Source organism: Mesorhizobium sp. M0208, assembly GCF_040322015.1.
Classification (GTDB): domain Bacteria; phylum Pseudomonadota; class Alphaproteobacteria; order Rhizobiales; family Rhizobiaceae; genus Mesorhizobium.
Genome location: NZ_JAMYSP010000065.1, coordinates 1 through 17,727, shown reverse-complemented (window position 1 = coordinate 17,727; position 17,727 = coordinate 1). Strand labels below are relative to the sequence as shown.

The 17,727-nt window shown below is 63.5% G+C and carries 22 protein-coding genes and 1 pseudogene; 8 read left to right on the top strand and 15 right to left on the bottom strand.

Annotated features, from left to right (window positions below; genetic code table 11):
- Nucleotides 1-109: 109 nt before the first annotated feature.
- On the bottom strand, nucleotides 110-406 hold the full coding sequence (locus NKJ17_RS32250; protein ID WP_352507809.1) for a hypothetical protein: 297 nt from the start codon (nucleotides 404-406) through the stop codon (nucleotides 110-112).
- Nucleotides 407-594: 188 nt separating this feature from the next.
- On the opposite strand from NKJ17_RS32250, the gene NKJ17_RS32245 reads away from it, so the two are divergent.
- From NKJ17_RS32245 to dinB, 3 genes are all read left to right on the top strand, one after another.
- Nucleotides 595-957 (top strand): hypothetical protein, encoded by a 363-nt coding sequence (locus NKJ17_RS32245; protein WP_352691743.1) that lies wholly within the window; start codon nucleotides 595-597, stop codon nucleotides 955-957.
- A 72-nt stretch (nucleotides 958-1,029) separates the two neighbouring features.
- Entirely contained in the window at nucleotides 1,030-1,488 is a 459-nt protein-coding gene (locus NKJ17_RS32240) for a GNAT family N-acetyltransferase (protein WP_352691742.1), read from the top strand.
- A gap of 113 nt (nucleotides 1,489-1,601) precedes the next feature.
- Complete coding sequence (gene dinB, locus NKJ17_RS32235) at nucleotides 1,602-2,840, top strand: DNA polymerase IV (RefSeq protein WP_352691741.1); 1,239 nt, start codon at nucleotides 1,602-1,604, stop codon at nucleotides 2,838-2,840.
- 26 nt (nucleotides 2,841-2,866) lie between these two features.
- On the opposite strand, the gene NKJ17_RS32230 is transcribed toward dinB, so the two are convergent.
- Nucleotides 2,867-4,387 carry an FAD-dependent oxidoreductase gene (locus tag NKJ17_RS32230; RefSeq protein ID WP_352691740.1) on the bottom strand — a complete coding sequence of 507 codons (1,521 nt, stop codon included), beginning with the start codon at nucleotides 4,385-4,387 and terminating at the stop codon, nucleotides 2,867-2,869.
- Between the two features lie 638 nt (nucleotides 4,388-5,025).
- On the opposite strand from NKJ17_RS32230, the gene NKJ17_RS32225 reads away from it, so the two are divergent.
- Nucleotides 5,026-6,183 (top strand): sulfite oxidase, encoded by a 1,158-nt coding sequence (locus NKJ17_RS32225; RefSeq protein ID WP_352691739.1) that lies wholly within the window; start codon nucleotides 5,026-5,028, stop codon nucleotides 6,181-6,183.
- A 138-nt stretch (nucleotides 6,184-6,321) separates the two neighbouring features.
- On the opposite strand, the gene NKJ17_RS32220 is transcribed toward NKJ17_RS32225, so the two are convergent.
- Genes NKJ17_RS32220 through NKJ17_RS32210 form a run of 3 tightly spaced genes read right to left on the bottom strand, consistent with a single transcriptional unit; the run spans nucleotide 6,322 to nucleotide 7,755 of the window.
- Nucleotides 6,322-6,510, bottom strand: coding sequence for a hypothetical protein (locus NKJ17_RS32220; protein ID WP_352691738.1), 189 nt, complete (start codon nucleotides 6,508-6,510; stop codon nucleotides 6,322-6,324).
- 13 nt (nucleotides 6,511-6,523) lie between these two features.
- Nucleotides 6,524-7,399: a sigma-70 family RNA polymerase sigma factor gene (locus NKJ17_RS32215; RefSeq protein WP_352691736.1), complete on the bottom strand. Its 876-nt coding sequence runs from the start codon at nucleotides 7,397-7,399 to the stop codon at nucleotides 6,524-6,526.
- 44 nt (nucleotides 7,400-7,443) lie between these two features.
- On the bottom strand, nucleotides 7,444-7,755 hold the full coding sequence (locus tag NKJ17_RS32210; protein WP_352691735.1) for a hypothetical protein: 312 nt from the start codon (nucleotides 7,753-7,755) through the stop codon (nucleotides 7,444-7,446).
- Nucleotides 7,756-7,899: 144 nt separating this feature from the next.
- Between NKJ17_RS32210 and NKJ17_RS32205 the strand changes: the two genes are divergently transcribed.
- Nucleotides 7,900-8,265, top strand: coding sequence for a VOC family protein (locus NKJ17_RS32205; protein WP_352691733.1), 366 nt, complete (start codon nucleotides 7,900-7,902; stop codon nucleotides 8,263-8,265).
- A gap of 231 nt (nucleotides 8,266-8,496) precedes the next feature.
- Complete coding sequence (locus NKJ17_RS32200) at nucleotides 8,497-8,721, top strand: hypothetical protein (protein WP_254819690.1); 225 nt, start codon at nucleotides 8,497-8,499, stop codon at nucleotides 8,719-8,721.
- Between the two features lie 23 nt (nucleotides 8,722-8,744).
- Here the strand turns inward: NKJ17_RS32200 and NKJ17_RS32195 are convergent, their stop codons facing one another.
- From NKJ17_RS32195 to NKJ17_RS32165, 7 genes are all read right to left on the bottom strand, one after another.
- Nucleotides 8,745-9,968 carry an MFS transporter gene (locus NKJ17_RS32195; RefSeq protein WP_352691732.1) on the bottom strand — a complete coding sequence of 408 codons (1,224 nt, stop codon included), beginning with the start codon at nucleotides 9,966-9,968 and terminating at the stop codon, nucleotides 8,745-8,747.
- Nucleotides 9,965-11,347 (bottom strand): NAD(P)/FAD-dependent oxidoreductase, encoded by a 1,383-nt coding sequence (locus NKJ17_RS32190; protein ID WP_352691731.1) that lies wholly within the window; start codon nucleotides 11,345-11,347, stop codon nucleotides 9,965-9,967. Before NKJ17_RS32190 ends, NKJ17_RS32195 begins: the two co-directional genes overlap by 4 nt.
- A 44-nt stretch (nucleotides 11,348-11,391) precedes the next feature.
- Nucleotides 11,392-11,724, bottom strand: a complete 333-nt coding sequence (locus NKJ17_RS32185) for an ArsR/SmtB family transcription factor (RefSeq protein ID WP_254819693.1) — start codon at nucleotides 11,722-11,724, stop codon at nucleotides 11,392-11,394.
- Between the two features lie 69 nt (nucleotides 11,725-11,793).
- Nucleotides 11,794-12,216, bottom strand: coding sequence for an arsenate reductase (glutaredoxin) (gene arsC, locus NKJ17_RS32180; protein WP_254819694.1), 423 nt, complete (start codon nucleotides 12,214-12,216; stop codon nucleotides 11,794-11,796).
- The gene (locus NKJ17_RS32175; protein WP_352507821.1) at nucleotides 12,213-12,899 is read right to left on the bottom strand and encodes an aquaporin; all 687 of its coding nucleotides are present in this window, start codon (nucleotides 12,897-12,899) and stop codon (nucleotides 12,213-12,215) included. Before NKJ17_RS32175 ends, arsC begins: the two co-directional genes overlap by 4 nt.
- 16 nt (nucleotides 12,900-12,915) lie before the next feature.
- On the bottom strand, nucleotides 12,916-13,248 hold the full coding sequence (locus NKJ17_RS32170) for an ArsR/SmtB family transcription factor (RefSeq protein ID WP_352475581.1): 333 nt from the start codon (nucleotides 13,246-13,248) through the stop codon (nucleotides 12,916-12,918).
- A gap of 68 nt (nucleotides 13,249-13,316) precedes the next feature.
- Nucleotides 13,317-13,940, bottom strand: coding sequence for an NAD(P)H-dependent oxidoreductase (locus NKJ17_RS32165; protein WP_352507837.1), 624 nt, complete (start codon nucleotides 13,938-13,940; stop codon nucleotides 13,317-13,319).
- A gap of 320 nt (nucleotides 13,941-14,260) precedes the next feature.
- Between NKJ17_RS32165 and NKJ17_RS32160 the strand changes: the two genes are divergently transcribed.
- Entirely contained in the window at nucleotides 14,261-15,004 is a 744-nt protein-coding gene (locus tag NKJ17_RS32160; RefSeq protein WP_352507822.1) for an SDR family oxidoreductase, read from the top strand.
- Nucleotides 15,005-15,049: 45 nt separating this feature from the next.
- Here the strand turns inward: NKJ17_RS32160 and NKJ17_RS32155 are convergent, their stop codons facing one another.
- Together NKJ17_RS32155 and NKJ17_RS32150 are read right to left on the bottom strand one after the other, a co-directional pair.
- A complete protein-coding gene (locus NKJ17_RS32155) occupies nucleotides 15,050-15,640 on the bottom strand; it encodes a DUF922 domain-containing Zn-dependent protease (protein ID WP_352507823.1) in 591 nt (196 codons plus the stop codon).
- A gap of 299 nt (nucleotides 15,641-15,939) precedes the next feature.
- A complete protein-coding gene (locus NKJ17_RS32150; RefSeq protein WP_352691729.1) occupies nucleotides 15,940-16,365 on the bottom strand; it encodes a MerR family transcriptional regulator in 426 nt (141 codons plus the stop codon).
- Between the two features lie 63 nt (nucleotides 16,366-16,428).
- Here NKJ17_RS32150 and NKJ17_RS32145 point away from each other — a divergent pair, with 63 nt between their 5' ends.
- Entirely contained in the window at nucleotides 16,429-17,175 is a 747-nt protein-coding gene (locus NKJ17_RS32145) for a cation efflux transmembrane domain-containing protein (protein WP_352691728.1), read from the top strand.
- Between the two features lie 99 nt (nucleotides 17,176-17,274).
- Here the strand turns inward: NKJ17_RS32145 and NKJ17_RS32140 are convergent.
- A pseudogene (locus tag NKJ17_RS32140) lies at nucleotides 17,275-17,430 on the bottom strand (tyrosine-type recombinase/integrase); the annotation flags it as partial.
- Between the last annotated feature and the right edge of the window lie 297 nt (nucleotides 17,431-17,727).

Genomic DNA, 17,727 nt, shown 5'->3' with positions numbered 1-17,727 from the left:
CTGGCCCATCTGCTTCACTGCCATCGCGATTCCCTCCGAGCTTCGTCTCAGAGAATCACAATCAGCGAATTACGCAACAGGCCCCCAAGGGGAGAAGGAAGTTCCCCCCTCAAGCCCGCCTCGACTGCTCCGGCTCTCGACCGTTGAGCAGGCGCGCCTCGGCGCGCACCCGTTGCCGGTCGTCGATGAAGGCGGCCTGGATCGAAACGGCGGCGCCCGGCAGGCCATCGGCACGGCAGGCCTTGCAGATGAGGCGCCCCGAAAGCGCTGATAGCGGCGTCTCCGGCCTCACCCCATGCCGCTTGAGCTCGGCCGGCTTCCACCACCTGTTGCGGCCGCAATCGATGCACTCGACGGCAATCGAGACGACATCGGCGATCGTCGCTTCCTTGCCCGCCAATGCCATGGCCACCCCATCGTTGTTCCTGCTTTGTTCACATCATTATCGGTTTTTGGAGCGGAGTCGAGTCGGTTCCGCTTACATCAACGTGAAAGTTTCACTTGTTCAATTATTTGAGTTATGCTTATATCTCATGCGGGCTGGAATCGGCGCGAGCCACGGAACCGCGGCCGGCCGGCAGCAAGGGAGCGACGATGAACCCAGCCCAGTTCGCCCATGCCTGCGGCTATAGCGGCGACAGCCCGGCCATGCTTGCCGCTTTCGCGGCCATCCGCCAGGACGGCATCCGCAAGGCACGCCAGGGCCATCGCCAGCGCAAGGTGGCGATTGACCAGATGAAGCCGAGCCGCGTTCTGTTCCTGGCGGCGATCCGCCCGGCGCAGACAGCCGAGGAGGCACTCGAGGACGCCGCCCGCTTCCTGGCGATGTTCCGCAACATGCCGCGCTGGCGGCAGGAAAGGCGCGCCGCCGACCTCGCCCGTGCCAGACAGCAGCGCCTCTTCGCCCGCTTCTTCCGCCGCTACGGCCACCGCCTCTGGGCGTTCGAGATCACCTGAAGGCGCGGGCCTTCCCTTGCAAGTCAAAACGGATATTGCGATCGCCGACGTCGCACCGTATGTCTTCGCGCGATGAGCGAGATCGAATTCCGTCGCGCGCAGGCGCCCGACCTGCCGGCGATCGTTGCAATGCTTGCCGACGATGTGCTCGGCGCAGACCGGGAAGACCTATCCACGCCGCTTGCGCCATCCTATCTCGATGCCTTCAGCGCAATCGATGCCGATCCCAACCAGTTGCTGGCCGTGGCTGTCGAGGCCGGGCAAGTGGTCGGGACCCTGCAACTCACCTTCCTTCCGGGTATCTCCAGGAAGGGTGCCTGGCGCGGCCAGATCGAAGGCGTTCGCGTCGCCCGGCAATGGCGCTCGCGCGGCGTCGGCAAACTGATGGTCGAATGGGCGATTGAAACGTGCCGTTCGCGCAATTGCAACTTCGTCCAACTCACCACGGACAAAGGTCGACGGGAGGCGCACGATTTTTACGAGCGCCTCGGTTTCACCGCCAGTCATCTCGGCTACAAGATGGCGCTGTAGGTTGCGGCGGCGGCCTCCGCGCTGCTTGACAATTCACCCGCAATGTTCTCTTTATGTTCCTATCATAACGCGAGACAATGCGGCGTTCGAGCCGCCGCGAGCGAACGGGCCGGATGGAAGCCAACATCCTCCACGCGGATCTGGATGCCTTCTATGCCTCGGTCGAACAATTGCTCGACCCGGCCTTGCGCGGCAAGCCGATTGCCGTCGGCGGCGGGGTAGTGCTTGCCGCATCCTATGAGGCCAAGGCGTTCGGCGTGCGCGGCGGCATGCCGGGACGGCGGGCGCGGGAACTCTGCCCGCAACTCATTTTCGTCGGCGGCCATTTCAAGGACTATCAGCGGCTGGGCGATGCGGCAATCAAGGTGCTCGGCGATTTCACGCCGGTGGTCGAGCGGATTTCGATCGACGAGGCCTTTGCCGACGTCGCCGGCTGCACCCATTTGTTCGGCTCGCCGGCCGAGATCGCCGGCAAGATACGCCGCCGCGTGCGGGCCGAGCTCGGCCTGCCGATCTCGGTCGGAGTGGCCCGCACCAAGCATCTGGCCAAGATCGCCTCACAAGTGGCCAAGCCCGACGGGCTCGTGGTGGTCGATCCGCGCCACGAGCTGGAATTCCTCCATGAGCTGCCGGTCGAGCTGATGTGGGGCGTCGGCCCCGTCACCAGGGAGCGGCTGGCCGGTATCGGCGTCAACACCATCGGCGAGTTGGCGAAGACCAACAGTGGCGCGCTGGAGCGCCTGCTCGGGCCGGCGGCGGGAGAGAAACTGAATGCGCTGGCGTGGAACCGCGATCCGCGCAAGCTTGAGACGCAGCGCCGGGCGCGCTCGGCCGGCGCGCAATCGGCGCTCGGCCGAAAACCGGCCGACGAGCAGGTCTTCGTCCCCGCTTTGCTGCATCTGGCCGACAGGGTCGCCACCAGGTTGCGTGCGAAATCCCGGCCCGGCCGCACGGTGACGGTTCGTGTCCGCTTTGCCGATTTGCGCTCGGTGACGCGCTCGGTCACGCTCGACCAGCCGATTTCGGCAACCGCCATGCTGGCCGAAATCGCCGAGGCGCTGGTGCGCAAGGTGCTCATCGACCATCCGCACGAAAAGACCATCTCGCTGCTGGCGATCGCCGTATCGCATCTGGAGCAGCATGCCGGGCTGCAACTGGAGCTGCCGCTCGGGCTCGACGACCGCCGCCGCCCCGGCACCCGGAAGGACGCGGCGCGCTGGATCGCGGATCGCGCCATCGACAAGATCCGCGACCGCTTCGGCTGGGAGGCGGTCGGCTACGCCTCGGTCGCGCTCGGACTACAGCGGTCGGTTCCCGACGCATTTCGGGAGCTGGCCGAGAAGGAATTGTGAGTTGCGCGGCGGGGGCGAAAAAAAAATTATCCGACAGGAGCCAGGGGCGATACGGCCGGCCCGTTCAAAGCCGTGCCGTCGACGGCAAAATGCGAGCCGTGGCAGGGGCAGTCCCAGCAGCGTTCCAATGAGTTCCAATGGACGTGGCAGCCGACATGGGTGCATGCGGCCGAGCGCTTGTGGAGCGTGCCGTCCTCATCGCGAAAAGCCGCGACTTTGGTAAGCCCTTCGCGCACGATGGCGCCCTCTCCCGGCCGCAGCTTATCGGCGGAATCGATTTCGCCAGGCGCGACATACTCGGCAAAACTCCTGATCGCTGTCGCATTCTCCGCCAAATAGTCGCCGATCGCCCGTACCGTCTTGCGGGAGGGTTCGTAAAGTTCCCGCCAAGGGCTTTCCCCCTTCAGGATCAGGTCGGAAACCAATTGGCCGGCAACAACCCCATGGGTGATGCCCTGACCGGAATCGCCGGTGACCACGAAGACATGCCGGTTGCCGGGATTGCGGCCGATGAACCCGGCATAGTCGACGGTCTCCATCACCTGCCCGGACCATCGATTGGTTTCCGCGCCGATATCGGGCACCAATTTTTTGATCCAGTCCGCCAGGGCCGCGAAGCGGTTGTCGGCATCGTCGGCCTGCCCTGTCTTGTGGTCCTCACCACCGACGATCAGAAAGTCGGTTTTGCCTTCACCAGGCTGCAGGCGAACGTAGTGATAGGGATCCAGCGTGTCCCAATAGAGTGCATCCGGCAAAACGTCGCGCGCGATCTCGAACGACATCGCGTAGGTCCGATACGGCGCTTGCTTGGTGTGGAGCGCGACCCGATCGTTGATCGGCGAATTAGTGGCGACAACGGCCGATCTGGCAGACACGGTAAAGCCCGAGACCGTGCTTACGCGGACGCCGCCGTCGGTCTCCGCGACCTTGTCGACGATGGTCTGCGCATAAAGCATGCCGCCGCGCGCGCGAATGCCCGCAGCCAGCCCGCGGAGATATTCGAGGGGGTGAAATGTCGCCTGATTGGCGTAGCGAAGGACGGGCGTATCCGAAAAGCCTGCAAACGACACGCCTGCGGTTTTCTCGACGTCGACACCAATCTTCAGAGCGGCGCCCAGTTCGCGCTCGATGACGGATTCCCTTCTGCCTGACGCCGGAAACAGAAAGCCGTCGAGGCGGCGGAAATCACACGCGATACCCTCTGCTTCCTGGATCGATTGGACACGGTCGATAGCCGCCGACTGGCTTTGGTAGTAAATCCGCGCCAGTTCCTCGCCGCGCAATTTGATCAGTTCCGAAAAATAGTCGTCGCAGATCGACGACAGATGCGCGGTGGTGCGTGCCGTCATGCCGCTTCCGATCCGGCCGCGATCGAGCACCGCCACCTTTTGCCCGGCGACGGCCAGTTGGTAGGCGACCGACAGTCCGGCAATGCCAGATCCGACGACCACGACATCGACCTGTTCACTCCGCTCGAGCGGAACCGCCTCAGGCGCGACTTCGGTTGCCGCCCAAAGCGATACAGTCCTTTCATCGCTGACATTCATTGGCGGAGCCCTTCATACCCGACATTCGGATAAACGGACGCCAAGATTCAAAGTTCCTCGACGCCTGAATGCCTGCGTAAGCTTGACGTCACCGCCGGTCCGCCCCGACGCGTTGTGAGCCGGCCTGGCTGGGCGGTGCGATGCACTTTGCGTCAGGAGGGATCGTTTCCTGCAAATGCGACATTCGAGGCAGCCCTGGTCGTCAGACCAAAGCGTTGCGCCGCCCCAGGCGACCAGGGCGATGCCGGCCGCCCGACCAACCCACTGGCCGGCAGGAAACACCGGTTCGACGAGAACCCACGAAGGTCCCGAAATGACCCAGAAGCGGGCGTTCGGCAGCGATCCGAGCAGCAACGATTTGGCAGGACCGAAAATCGGCATGGAATGTCGCAATCATCATCATGTCCCGTCCAAGTTGTGGACACGTCCTTCTCAAAGGCGCACTCTTGGCATGCGAAACGCGAGCCAGAGTTTCGTCCAACGCTTCACATGCCTGACTTGCGTCGGTGATTGTCTGAGCCATCCGGATACTTCCGAATGGGCAGACTTCACATTGTGTCGCCTATCCGTGATCAGGCTACGGCCGAAGGCACGTTGCAGCCCGTTCCGGATCAACGATCAACTGGGAGGTAAACAACATGCCTGATTTTCAGCGCAGAGAACTTCTTGTTCAAGGAAGCGCGGCTCTTGCCGCAATTGCTGCTCTCTATACCTCGCGTCGGGCTTACGCTTTTCCAACACGGCCGAGCGAGGAAGTTATTCCATGGCTGGATCAGCCGACCGAAAATCCCGATCCGGTAGGTATCCAGAAACAGCTTGTCTGGGAAGATTTGGATAGCTGGATAACGCCAAACGACAAGTTCTTCAGCATCTCGCATTTCAACCGACCAACGATCGACGAGAAGACATGGTCGATGGAGATCGGAGGCCTGGTCAACAAGCCCTTAAAATTGACGCTCGCCGACATCAGGGCACGACCGCGGCAGGAGGTCGTTTTCACAGTGGAATGCTCGGGCAACCACGGGTTTCCCTTCTTCACCGGCGGCATCGGCAATGCCCGCTGGGCTGGGACGCCGCTCGCCCCGATCCTCGAGGAAGCCGGCGTTCTGGAGAAGGGCATCGAGGTCGTCTTTTTCGGTACTGACAAAGGCGAGGTCGCAATACGCGACGTCAAGATGCAGCAGAACTTCGCTCGCAGCATGTCGCTCGCCCACGCGATGAACCCCGATAATCTCCTCTGCTATGAAATGAATGGAGCCGTCTTGCCGGCGCCCAATGGCTTCCCGGTACGGCTCATTGCGCCAGGCTGGTACGGGATCGCCAACGTCAAGTGGCTAAAGCGCATCGAGGTTCGCGATACGCGGTTCATGAGCCTTCTGATGGCCCGTGACTATGTCACCATCCGGGAGGAGGACCACAACGGCGAGACCGTATGGGCCGAGACGTCAGTCGGGCGAGCGCTGATAAAGTCCGCGCCTGCGAAGGTTACCCGGAAAGACTCGGATTACCGCATCGTTGGCGCAGCCTGGGGGGCGCCGATCGACCGGGTCGAAGTTCAAATCGACCAGGGGCCTTGGGCACCAGCGACCATTGACCACAGTGAGGAGGCAGAGCACGCCTGGAAAATTTGGTCCCTGGCTTGGGCAAATCCCTCTCCTGGAGAACACACGGTGACCTCGCGCGCGGTCAGCACCACGGGACAAATTCAACCGGCGATGGACGATCCCTTGATTGCCAAGAAACACACATACTGGGAGAGCAATGGCCAGGTGACGCGCCGCGTGCGTGTCGGCTAGAGCATTTTGCAGCCAAATGGAATCATTTTGCGTCCGCATAAATGCGGCAAAACAAATAGTTAGAGTGGGTTACCGGTTCCAGGAGAGCCGGAACCGCTCTAAGAACTTGCGGCCATCTGGCAATTGCGTTTGGGTCAACTAGGAAGAGGCTGCCTGATCCGAAAGCTGGCGCCGCTCTATATCGAGCATGACGGCTGTGGGCCGTAGATCCTCTTCGCGACGATACCGCTCCCCGAAATCGGAAGCGGAACCCTTCAGCTTGGTGACCGAGGCGATGGCAGACTTGTCCGGTGGCGCAACCTTGGCCCCGTCGCCTCCGCGCGCCATCGCGGCAAGCCCCTCACCGCTCTATCGTACTGATCTCCGCATCGGGCAAGCACCAGGGTGCGTAGCGGAAATCCCGGATCTGGATGACCTCCTCGCCCGCCCATTCGACCAGCATGAAGCCGCGCACGGCGCCGTCCGGGTCCCCAGGGTTGCGGATGAGGATCGCCGGCCGGCCGTCGACAAAGCCCAGCGACAGCGCCCAATCGGTCGCGCGGTCGTAATTGCCGAAATAGGTCGACACTTCGGCCTTGCCGCGCAGGCGGACGCGGTTGACGACATCGAGCCGGACGTCCTCGGCGATCAGAGCCCTGACCGCGTCGAAGTCGCGCGCGTTGAACAGGTCGACATAGCGCCGCAGCCGGCGCTCGTCATCGGCGTCGAGCCTCGGCGCGAGCGCCTGCTCGGGCTGCAGCGCCAGCAGCTTGAGCTGCGCCCGCCCGCGATGCAGCGCGGCCTTGGTGGCGGCGAGCGTCGCGCCGGTGACTTCGCAGGTCTCGTGCAGGCTGAGGCCGAGCACGTCGACCAGGATCACGGCGCTGCGCTGCGGCACCGAAAGCTGCATGAAGGAGCGCAGGCCGGTCTGGGCGGCGAGCCGGCTGTCGGCGCTGCCGGAGGGATCCTCGATGACGCTCATGTCGGCCTCGGTCATGCGCGACCTTTCCCGATTGCGCCGCCGCAGATGATCCTGCGCGGCATTGTGGGCGATGCGAAACAGCCATTGCTCCGGCCGTTCGACCATCGCGCCGCCGTCGATCGCCTGCAGCGCCTTGATCAGCACCTCCTGGACGATATCCTCGCCGTCGATCACCGAGCCGGCCATGCGCGCGCAGTAACGATGCAGCCTTGGCCGCAACCCGACGAGCATCGCCTCCAAAGTCGCCCTGTTCATTTTCGGCGTAGCTTCCCATTTCTGCGCGAGCGGCATGGCAGGCGCTACCCGGCGTTTTGATCCGCCAGCATACGGTAGTTGCCGATGACTTTGACAGGCGATCGCATTGCCGGGGTCGAGCGGCGCTGGGCGTGGTTTTCCGTAAACGCCTTGAAGGCCGCAAGCCCGGTCAGCGTCGACGAATCGCCGTCCTGACCGACGATGTGGACGAACGAACCATCGTCCAGCTCGAGCACGAGATAGCGCACCGTCGGCGGTGCCGCCTCGCCCAGCGCTTCGAACACTTTTTCGACCAGCGCGCGGTTATTGTCCAGGTCGGCTTGGTTCACACCATATCGAATAAGCGCATAGTTCATCGTCGTCTCCTGACTGGTTGGTATGAACGAAGGACGACCGGCCGCGCCGAAAAGATTCTCACTACCGAAGAATCTTTTCGGTTGCCCGCATCGTCTTTTCCGCGTGGGCGGCTGCGCGGCAGCCATCAAGCAGGAGAGACGATCATGCATATCCAGTTTGCCGAGCTTCCAGTGTTCGACCAGGACCGTGCCAAGGCGTTCTACACCAGGCATCTCGCCTGTCAGGTGCTGGCCGACCAGAAGATGGGCGATGGCGGCTGGCGCTGGATCGAGCTGGCGTTTCCGCATGCCGTGACGAACCTGCATTTCATCAGGCGCGCCGACGACACCCCCGCCGCGGAGCCGGTATTGGTGCTGGTCGACGAAAATGTCGGAGCAATGACCGCGGCGTTGAAAGCGGGCGGCGTCGAGACCGTCACCGAACCTCATGAGGCGCCGTGGCAGCCGGGCCGCACGGTGGCGGAGTTTCGCGACAGCGAAGGCAACCGCATGGTCCTCGCCAGCCGATAAGCCTCCGGAACCCTCTGTCTGGCGGGGCGTCGTACCTAAGTCCTACCTCCGGCCGGACCATCGGCCGTGCTTCCTTCGCATTATTATTTCGTGACCTCTGCGCGCCGGAACCTTCCCTTGCATCGGGCGTTCGGGCGCTGTATTCGCGATGCCTCATATTTAGGCAGGCGGAGGAAATGCGAATAAGGGCGGGTGGCAAAACAAACATGGGCCGGGGAGGAGCATCTTACCATGTCGAACCGTAAAATCGGAATGTCCCACAGTTTGGGGCTGCGCGTTGCTGACCTCAAAGCCAGAATGCGAAGCGCCCAGATCACCGAGCACGAGATGAAGACGTTTCAGAAAGTTGCCGCCATCATGGGAGGCGCCGAAGGCTCCCTGCGGCTGGATGCCGACGATCTGATCGCCGCATCCTTCCTTGCCGACCCCTTAGAAGATCTCCCGCTACCCAGGTGAAGGGGGTGAACGCTGGTCAAATCCTATCGGGATTGAACCTGCGATTCCCGCCGGCGGAGCATCCGCCAGCCCAAGCCGCATGCCAAGAGGACGTTGGCCAGCGCCAGACCGGAAAGCGCGGCCAACGTCCCATGCGGGCCGAAGCGCTCCAGCAGCAATGCGCCGGCCGAGGGTGCCGCCGCCTGGGCGATCAGGCTCGGCATGGCGAGGCGACCCATTAGTCTCGCATAGCCGTTCGAGCCGAACAGCGCGAGCGGCAGCGTTCCCCGTGCGATGGATTCGAGGCCGATGCCCGCGCCATAGAAACCGAGCGCCACCGGGATGATTGGCATGCCGGCCCAGAGCGCCGAAACGCCGATCGCCACAAAGGCAACTGAGGCGAACTTGGTCAGGATCGGATGGTGGTAGCGCGCAATCATCATCTCGATCGCGCGCGCCGCCACCTGGGACGGGCCGACCAGAGCGCCGAGCCCGACGGCTGCGGCCAGCGCCATGCCGCTGCCCTGCAGGATGGTGAGCAGATGCACCGACAGCGTCGAGGAGATTACCGCCGCAAGCGTGAGGGTCGCGGCCAGAACGATCATGATCGACGGATCCATATTGTTTTCCAGGACCGGTGCCGCCTCCTTCAATTCTGGTTTGACTGCCGGTTGCGGCGCCGCGCGGGGCAGGATCACCAGATAGAGCGGAAGCGCAATTGCCAGCTGAAAGGCGGCGTAAACCAGGCAGGTGCCGCGCCAGCCGACCTCCCCCAGCAGCAAGGCTGAGATCGGCCAGCAGATCGTGCTCGCAAGACCGCCGAACAGCGTCAGCGCGGTGATTGCGGAGCGCGCGCCGTGGCCGTAGTGGCGGCCAAGCGTGGCGAAAGCGGCATCGTAGAGCCCCGCACCCATGCCCAGTCCGATGATCAGCCAGGCAGCGATATAGGCCGCAAGGTTGGGAGCAAGGGCTAGCCCGATCTGGCCGACCCCGATGCATCCGGCGCTGAATGCCAGGACGTTGCGGCCGCCATCCCGCTCGATCGATGAACCGACGCGCGGAGAAATCAATCCCGCCATGAGCAAGCCGAGAGACAGCCCGCCGACAACCCATGCCAGCGGCCAGCCGGTATCGGAGGAGACCGCCGGTGCAATGACCGCGGGAAGATAGTAGGACGATCCCCACGCCATGATCTGCGTCAGGCCAAGCGTGGTTATGATCACGCCGCGGCTGCGCAGGATGGCCGTCGAAGGCGGCGAAAGGCTCATGCCGCGACGCTGCAGCCGCAACCGCTTTTGCCGATCGTCTTCGCCTCGACATCGGCGACACAGCAGGCATCCGAAGCGGCGGGCGCCGGACCGCCGCAGCACCCCTTGTCGGCAGTACCGATGGTCGGCACGGTGCAGACGCCGGTCTCCGGCAGCACGAGCTGTACATTGTCGGCCGCCACCATGTCGCCGGCGATCGCTGCGGCGACGGAGCGGACCTGCTCATAGCCGGTCAGCAGCAGGAAGGTCGGCGCGCGGCCATAGCTCTTGATGCCGACCGTATAGAACCGTTGCTCTGGATGGCTGAGCTCGCGGTGGCCGTGCGGCGGCACGTCGCCGCAGGAGTGCTCGTTGGGATCGATCAGCGGCCCCAGTGCCTTGACGCTTTCCAGCCACGGATCGAGCTCGAGCCGAAGCTCGCGCGTCAGCGACAGATCCGGGCGTTGTCCGGTCGCGGCGATGATGCGGTCGACCGGGCCAAGCGCCTGCAAGCCGTCCCTGGTCTGGCCTTCGACGACCAGCCGTCCGTCGGCATCGCGGATCGAAACAGCCGCAAAGCCCGTCACCAGCCTGACGCCGCCGCTCTCGGCGAGTTCGCGCACTTCGGCGCCGAGTTCGCCCCGTGCCGGCAATTGGTCGGCATCGCCGCCGCCATAGATGCGCACCAGATCGGTGCCGCGCGTTGTCCAGATGAAAGCCGTGCCGGCCTCCACATTTGCCAGGCTGGCGAGATCCAGCACCGCATTGGCGGCCGAATGGCCGGAGCCGGCGACCAGCGTCGTCTTCCCCGCATAAAGGCTGCGGTCGCGGCCGAGAATATCGGGTATGCCGTAGGCGATGCGGTCGGCAAATTCGGCTTCGCCTTCTGCAGGAATTCCGCCGGCGCCGAGCGGGTTCGGCATCTGCCAGGTTCCCGACGCATCGATGACGGCGCGGGCGCTGTCGCGCCTGGTGCCGGTGGCGGTTTCGACCACCAGCATGAATGGCCGGTTCCCGCGTCCCTTGCTCAGCACCTTGTCGGCGCCCCAGCGCGAAATGCCGAAGACGCGGACGCCGGTTTCGATCGACGGCGACAATTGCGGAAGCTTTGCAAGCGGCTCGAGATAGTCCGCGACGAGGTCGTCCGCGGTCGGGAATGCCTCGGGCTCGGGCATCCGCCAGCCATGCGCCTCGAGCAGGTCTCTGGCCGCCTGATCGACGCAATAGCGCCAAGGCGTGAACACCCGGACATGGCCCCAATCCCTGAGATTGGATGCAACCGCATTGCCGGCTTCATAGACTTTGACAGGAACGCCCTGCGCGATGAGGTGGACCGCTGCCGCCAGACCGACCGGCCCGGCGCCGATCACCGCCACAGGGAGTTTTTCGATCGTATCCATATCTTCCATCCTTCCGGTAATTTCGAATTATAATGCCAAAAAAATCACGCCGCCGTTTTGGCGACCGCTTCCGCCGATGCCGGCGCACAGGTGCCGTCGGCGCAGCATTCGTCCGCGAGGTATCCGATGAGCCCGTTCATGGCGGGATAGTTGGCCCGGCAGATCAGCGTGGTCGCCTGGCGCTCCTGCGTTACCAGGCCGGTGTCGACCAGCCGCTTGAGGTGATGCGACAGCGTCGAGGCGGCGATGCCGAGCCTGTCCTGGATGCGCCCGACCGGCAGCCCCTCATCGCCGGCTCGCACCAGCGTCCGATAGAGCTGCAACCGCGTCGGGTTGCCGAGGGCTTCAAGTTGCGCGGCTGCTTTTTCGAGTTTCATGGAAATAAGCTATTTCCAGAATCGCTGCACGTCAAGAGAATTTCGACAAAGATCGAAATAAGACGATATCTAGCCGACGCGCTTACCGCTGGCGTCGATGACGACCTCGCCGTCCTCCTTGGTGAACGGGCCGATATCCGGATTGGGCAGGATATCGAGCACCGCTTCGGAGGGTCGGGCGAGCATGGTGCCGAGCGGCGTCACCACGATAGGCCGGTTGATCAGGATCGGATGCGCCAGCATGAAATCGAGGATCTCGTCGTCGCTCCACTTGGGGTCGCCCAGGCCGAGTTCGCCATAGGGCGTGCCCTTCTCTCGTAGCAATTGGCGCGGCGTCATGCCCATCGCCGCGATCAGCTCGACGAGTTTTTGCCGCGATGGCGGGTTCTTCAGATATTCGATCACCTCCGGCTCCTCGCCGGACTGCCTGATCATGGCCAGCGTGTTGCGCGAGGTGCCGCAATCGGGGTTGTGGTAGATGGTGATGGTCATTGCGCAGCTTTCATCTGTCGGACTGGTTTCGGTTGGACGAGCAGCCACCCTGCCAATGCCATGGCCAGCAACGCGCCCAAAAGCTCGGCGGCGATGAACCCCGCCAGATCGGCGGGGCGGATCCCGGCAAACGTGTTGGAGAACGCACGGGCGATGGCGACGGCCGGATTGGCGAAGGATGTCGACGCGGTGAACCAATAGGCGGCGGTGATATAGAGCCCGACCAGCCAGGGGATCGAATCCGGACGTGAGCGCAGGCCGGCGAGGATGGTGAAGACCAGCCCGAAGGCGGCAACCAGCTCCGCAATCCATTGCCCGCTTCCGGTTCGCACCGTCGCCGACACTTGCAGGATCGGCAGTTCGAACATCGCATGCGCGAGCAACGTTCCGGCGATGCCGCCGGCAATCTGGGCGGCGACGTAAGCAAGCGCCGCGTTCGTTTCGATCTCGCGTCGAAGCGCAAATACCAGCGTCACCGCCGGGTTGAAGTGCGCTCCGGATATCGGCCCGAATATGGTGATGAGCACGACCAGGATCGCCCCGGTCGGCAAGGTGTTGCCGAGCAGGGAGACGGCGACATCATTGCTCAGCCTGTCAGCCATGATGCCGGAACCGACCACGGTGGCGACCAGCAGAGCTGTGCCGAGGGCTTCGGCGGCAAGGCGGCGGGAAAGATTGACCAAGACGAACCTCCTCCCCCTAGCAGTTGCAGGTCACAGCCTGGATGACAGGTTGGCAAAGTTCCGGCGCGCCATTGCAGCAATCCTCCATGAGGTAGGCCAGCAGATCGCGAAAGCCGGTCATATCGGCGAAGTAGCGCACGCTGCGGCCCTCTCGTTCGGTCCGCACCAGGCCGGCATGGGACAGTATCTTGAGATGGGCCGACATCGTATTCGGCAACGCGGCGAGCCGTGAGGCGATCTCGCCCGCAGCTACGCCCTCGGCGCCGGCCCGCACCAAAAGGCGAAAAACGTCCAGCCGGGTCTCCTGGCCGAGCGCGGCAAGTGCGGAAAGGGCGAGCGTCTTGTCCATATTTCCAGATTTCCAGAAATGGGGAATAGAGTCAACGCGCCTGTTCCGGTGGCGGCTCGCCTAGCTTATCAGCCAGGCACTGTGGCGGCGACCGCATCAGCGCGACCAAGGCTTGCAACCGCTTTCCTGACCCGCTGCAGATGCGCCTGGCGACCGGCGGCCGAGACGCTGTCCATCCGGTAGAGCGCCAGGAATTTGGTCCGGCACAGCGGATGGCAGACGGAGCGGAAGCCGCGCAGCAGGGTTCGCCGGCCGGGCTGCCCCATGATCCACGACATCAGCGGCGTGGCACCGCATGTGGTCATCGCCATCACCCGGCGTATGTGCCGCAATTTGGGCCGCGGACCGCGTCGTGCGGTCGGCATCTCGAAAGCGAAGCCCGGCACCAGCACGCGCTCCAGCCAGCCTTTCAGCATCGCCGGCACGCCATACCACCAGGTCGGGTAAATGAAGACGACCGCCTCCGCCCAGAGCAGCTCCTGCGCATGTTCGTGCACGGGTTGCAGGTTCGCCGCCTTGTCGTGGTAGCCGCGCCACTCCTGCGTGCGCATGACTGGATCGAAGCCGGTCGCATAGAGGTCGAGCAGGTGGACCTGATGGCCGCGATCGGCAAGCGTCTCCAGCACCATATCGCGGACGGCGCCATTGAAGCTGTCCGTGCAGGGATGGCAATAGACGACGAGGACCTTCATCTTGCGCTCAGCCCGGTCGGTCACGAGAGGATCGCGGTGGTGCCTGCAGGCGCGTCGCATGCAAACAAGCCACCCGCAGACATAGTCGATCAGCTGTTTTCATGCGAAGCCCCGCAGCCCGTATCAAGACGCAACAGCTCCAGTCACGTCAAGGCCCGCTCGTTCGCCCAAAGAAAATTGCGCAGACATGGGCTTGCCGGAGGGCGCTGTCCCGGCCCTTCTGTCCCGCAAGCCGTCCGGTCCTTCAGTCGCCCATAAGCATTGCTTTCAGAGCATCCGCACCTAGCTTCAGGGCGTATCCAAAACCTCGGGAGAAAAAGATGCAGACAGGAAAACTGAGCGGCAAGATCGCCTTGGTGACTGGTGCCTCCTCAGGCATTGGCGAGGCCACCGCCTTGGCGCTGGCGGCCGAGGGCGCCACGCTGGTGATTGCTGCGCGGCGCGCCGAGCGCCTGGACAATCTGGCGAGGCGGATCCGTGAGACCGGCAGTGCGGCGCTGCCGATTGTCGTCGACGTCACCGACGAAACGCAAGCCACGGCGATGGTCGAACGGGTCCAGCAGGAGTACGGCCGGCTCGACATTCTGCTTGCGGTTGCAGGCGTCGGCGTCGCCGCGCCGTTCCGCAACACGACGCCGGAAGAGTACCGCCGGATGGTCGACGTCAACATTCTCGGGCTGCTTTATCCGATCCATGCGGCACTGCCCTCGATGCAGCGGCAAGGCGCCGGCCACATCGTCGTCGTCTCATCCGGCACCGGCCGTTATATCCACCCTTCGGTGGTCTATTCCGGCACCAAGCACGCGGTGAGCGCGATGGCGGAATCGCTGCGCCGCGAGATCGGCAAGGACGGTATCCGCGTCACCTGCATCGAGCCCGGCGCCGTCAAGACCGAGTTCACCCAGAATATGCGCGCGGATGTGCGCCAGGCGGTCGAGCAAAGGCTGGGCGACATGCAGCAACTAGAAAGCGAGGACATCGCCGCCGCCATCTTATACGCGGTGACCCAGCCGCCACGGGTCAACGTCAACATCCTGACCCTCTATCCGACCGAGCAGGCGTGAGGGCCGCAAAGGTGGTACCCTGCCGCCCCCCGCAGCCCTGCAGTATCATCCGCCGGTCATCAGCGTGAACACAAGCTGCCGCAGCTTGCCGCCCGGGCCGAATTCGACCCGGTCGAAATCGCGGCTCGCCTGCCGCTGTGCCTGCGAAATTCCGGCGAGACGTCTCGTAACTTCGGTCCTGATCTTGCTGCAGCCACGGTCATCGGCGACGGTCAGGCCGATGGTGGCCGCCTCGATCTTATGCACCATGTCGATGATGCTGGCGCCATGCACCTTCTCGTGGGCGGCAAGGCCGGCTGAGAAGATCTCCCAGTTCTTCTGGATTGCGCCCGGCAGCCGCGCGGCCGGTTTCGGCAAGGTGTAGGTGATGATCAGCTTCGGCCGCGCCGACACCAGTACGCAGGCGTCGCCTTGCGGCTGGTAGTCCCTCACCCAGGTCAACTTGAAATTGGTATGCGCGATGACGCGGCGCTCGCCGAGCAGCGGCCCGCGCCCGCCGATCGAGGCATAGAGCTCCGGGCCGGACTGCCCCGAGATGGCGTAGGTCTCGACCTTCTCGACCGCCTGCCAGCCGGCATGCGCCAGCGACGTCGGCAGAAAGGCGAGCAGCAGGCAAAGGCGAACGGCTGTTTTCATGCAAGTCCTCGCAGCCGCCGTGATCGATGCAAGTGGCGAGCAGTTCCCTTCCGCGGACAGCCGGCAGCCGGCTATACTGGGATGCTCGTATACAAGAATCCACAGGCAACGCCATGTCGCCGCGATCGAACATTGCCCGGCAACGCCCTGCCCCCCGGACCCAGCTTCCCGGTGAGCCTGCCGCGCGCTGTCTAAATTGGCCTGTGCTCGCGCAAGTCGGAGTGCGTTATCGCTTCTAGCTGACGCCTGAATGCTTCGAGTCGGGGTTGACATTCTGTGAAGGTGCGCCGGTTCTCCGATCAACTTGCCGCCAACTTCCCATGCGCATGCGTTCGGTCGGCGAGCGTTTCGATCACGCGACACTCGCCGACCCGCCCGCAGGCGCATTCCTCGACCATCTTCCGCAATTCCCTGCGCGGAGCCTTAAGACCGGCGATGCGCTTCTCCACCTCGACCAGCCGCGCCTTCGCGATCTCGTCGGCGCGGGCGCATGATTGATCCGGATCATCCTGCAGCGAAAGCAGCGTACGGATCGCATCAACCTCGAAGCCGAGTTCTCGCGCGTGCCGGATGAAGGCAAGCCGCGCTACTGCCCTCCTTCCATAGCGTCGCTGCTTTCCTTCGGTTCGACCCGTTTCGGGCAACAGCCCAATTTGCTCGTAGTAGCGGATCGTCGGTATTTTCACCTCCGCGCGACGAGACAATTCACCGATCGACAAATCCATAAAAAGCCTCTTGAACCTCTAGCCACTAGAGATCCTACAGTGTCTTCACTGAGGAGTCGCCCCATGTCTGAAGCTTGCTGCGATCATAAAACCAAAAGCTGTGCGGGACCGCCGCCGCTGGTTCTGCCGGCGAAGCTGCACGGTCATTCGCATGATCGTGCAGCGGAAGCCTCATGCTGTTCGGGCGGCGTGCCGGTCTTTGACGGCATGAACCCGCGCTACAGGCGTGTGCTGTGGACGGTCATCGCTATTAATGCGGCCATGTTCCTGACCGAAATGACTGCCGGCTCACTTGCCGGTTCTCAGGCGCTGAAGGCCGACGCGCTGGATTTCCTCGCCGACACCCTCACCTATGGGCTGAGCCTTGCGGTCATCGGCGCGAGCTTGAGGACGCGCGCAACGGCTGCGCTGCTCAAGGGTCTGTCGCTCAGCCTGATGGCGCTTTGGGTTTCCGGCTCGACCGTCTATCAGACGCTGATCCTCGGCGTACCCAGCGCGGAAGTCATGGGCATCATCGGCTTTCTGGCCCTTGCCGCCAATCTTGCTTCCGTTGGTTTTCTGATGCCCTACAAGGATGGTGACGCGAATGTCCGCTCGGTTTGGCTGTGCTCGCGCAACGACGCGATCGGCAACATGGTGGTGATGGCCGCAGCTCTCGGCGTCTGGAGTACGTCAAGCGCATGGCCGGATCTGGCCGTCGCCGCACTTATGGCCGGTATCTTTCTAACCTCATCGGTGCAAATCCTGCGGCAGGCCTGGAGCGAATACCGCGAAGCCGCACCAGACCGAACGACTGTGCCTGCCGAATGATCTGTTGGTTATGTGGGCAAGAGCGGATGTCCAGGATACCCGTCTGGTTGTCTGTAATCGGGTCACGGAGCGACGCCTTGTGAAAGCGCCGCTCCCTGTCTTCTGCGCGATCATCGCCTGATCACGCACGCTGCCGGAAAGGGCGACGTCTCCGACGGTGATCGTGACCAGGTCGCAACCCCGCAGCTTGCTGTCGATGGCAAGATTGAACAGCGCAAGATCGCGTTCCGCACCTGATACTGACTTGCGCCGCATCTGATGAAGTGGACCACGCAATGCGCGCAGTCGCGCCATTCGCTGCGCCTCTAAAAAGCGCAAGGGCCCAAGTCGACCAAGGACGCCCGTCTGGAGGAAAAATCGGTTTCGCCGCTGCGTCGCCCCACGGATGAGGCGACCCACTGTTCCGCGGCGCTCGAGACGGCTCGCGAAACGGGCGACCCGCAGATGAATTTTTCGTGTTATGATGCGCTTGCAACACGCGTAATCTCGACCTCGGCAATATGGCAGAGGTCGAAAGCTATTGCCTTGGCACAGGAAGCTTTCGCCCCCGGC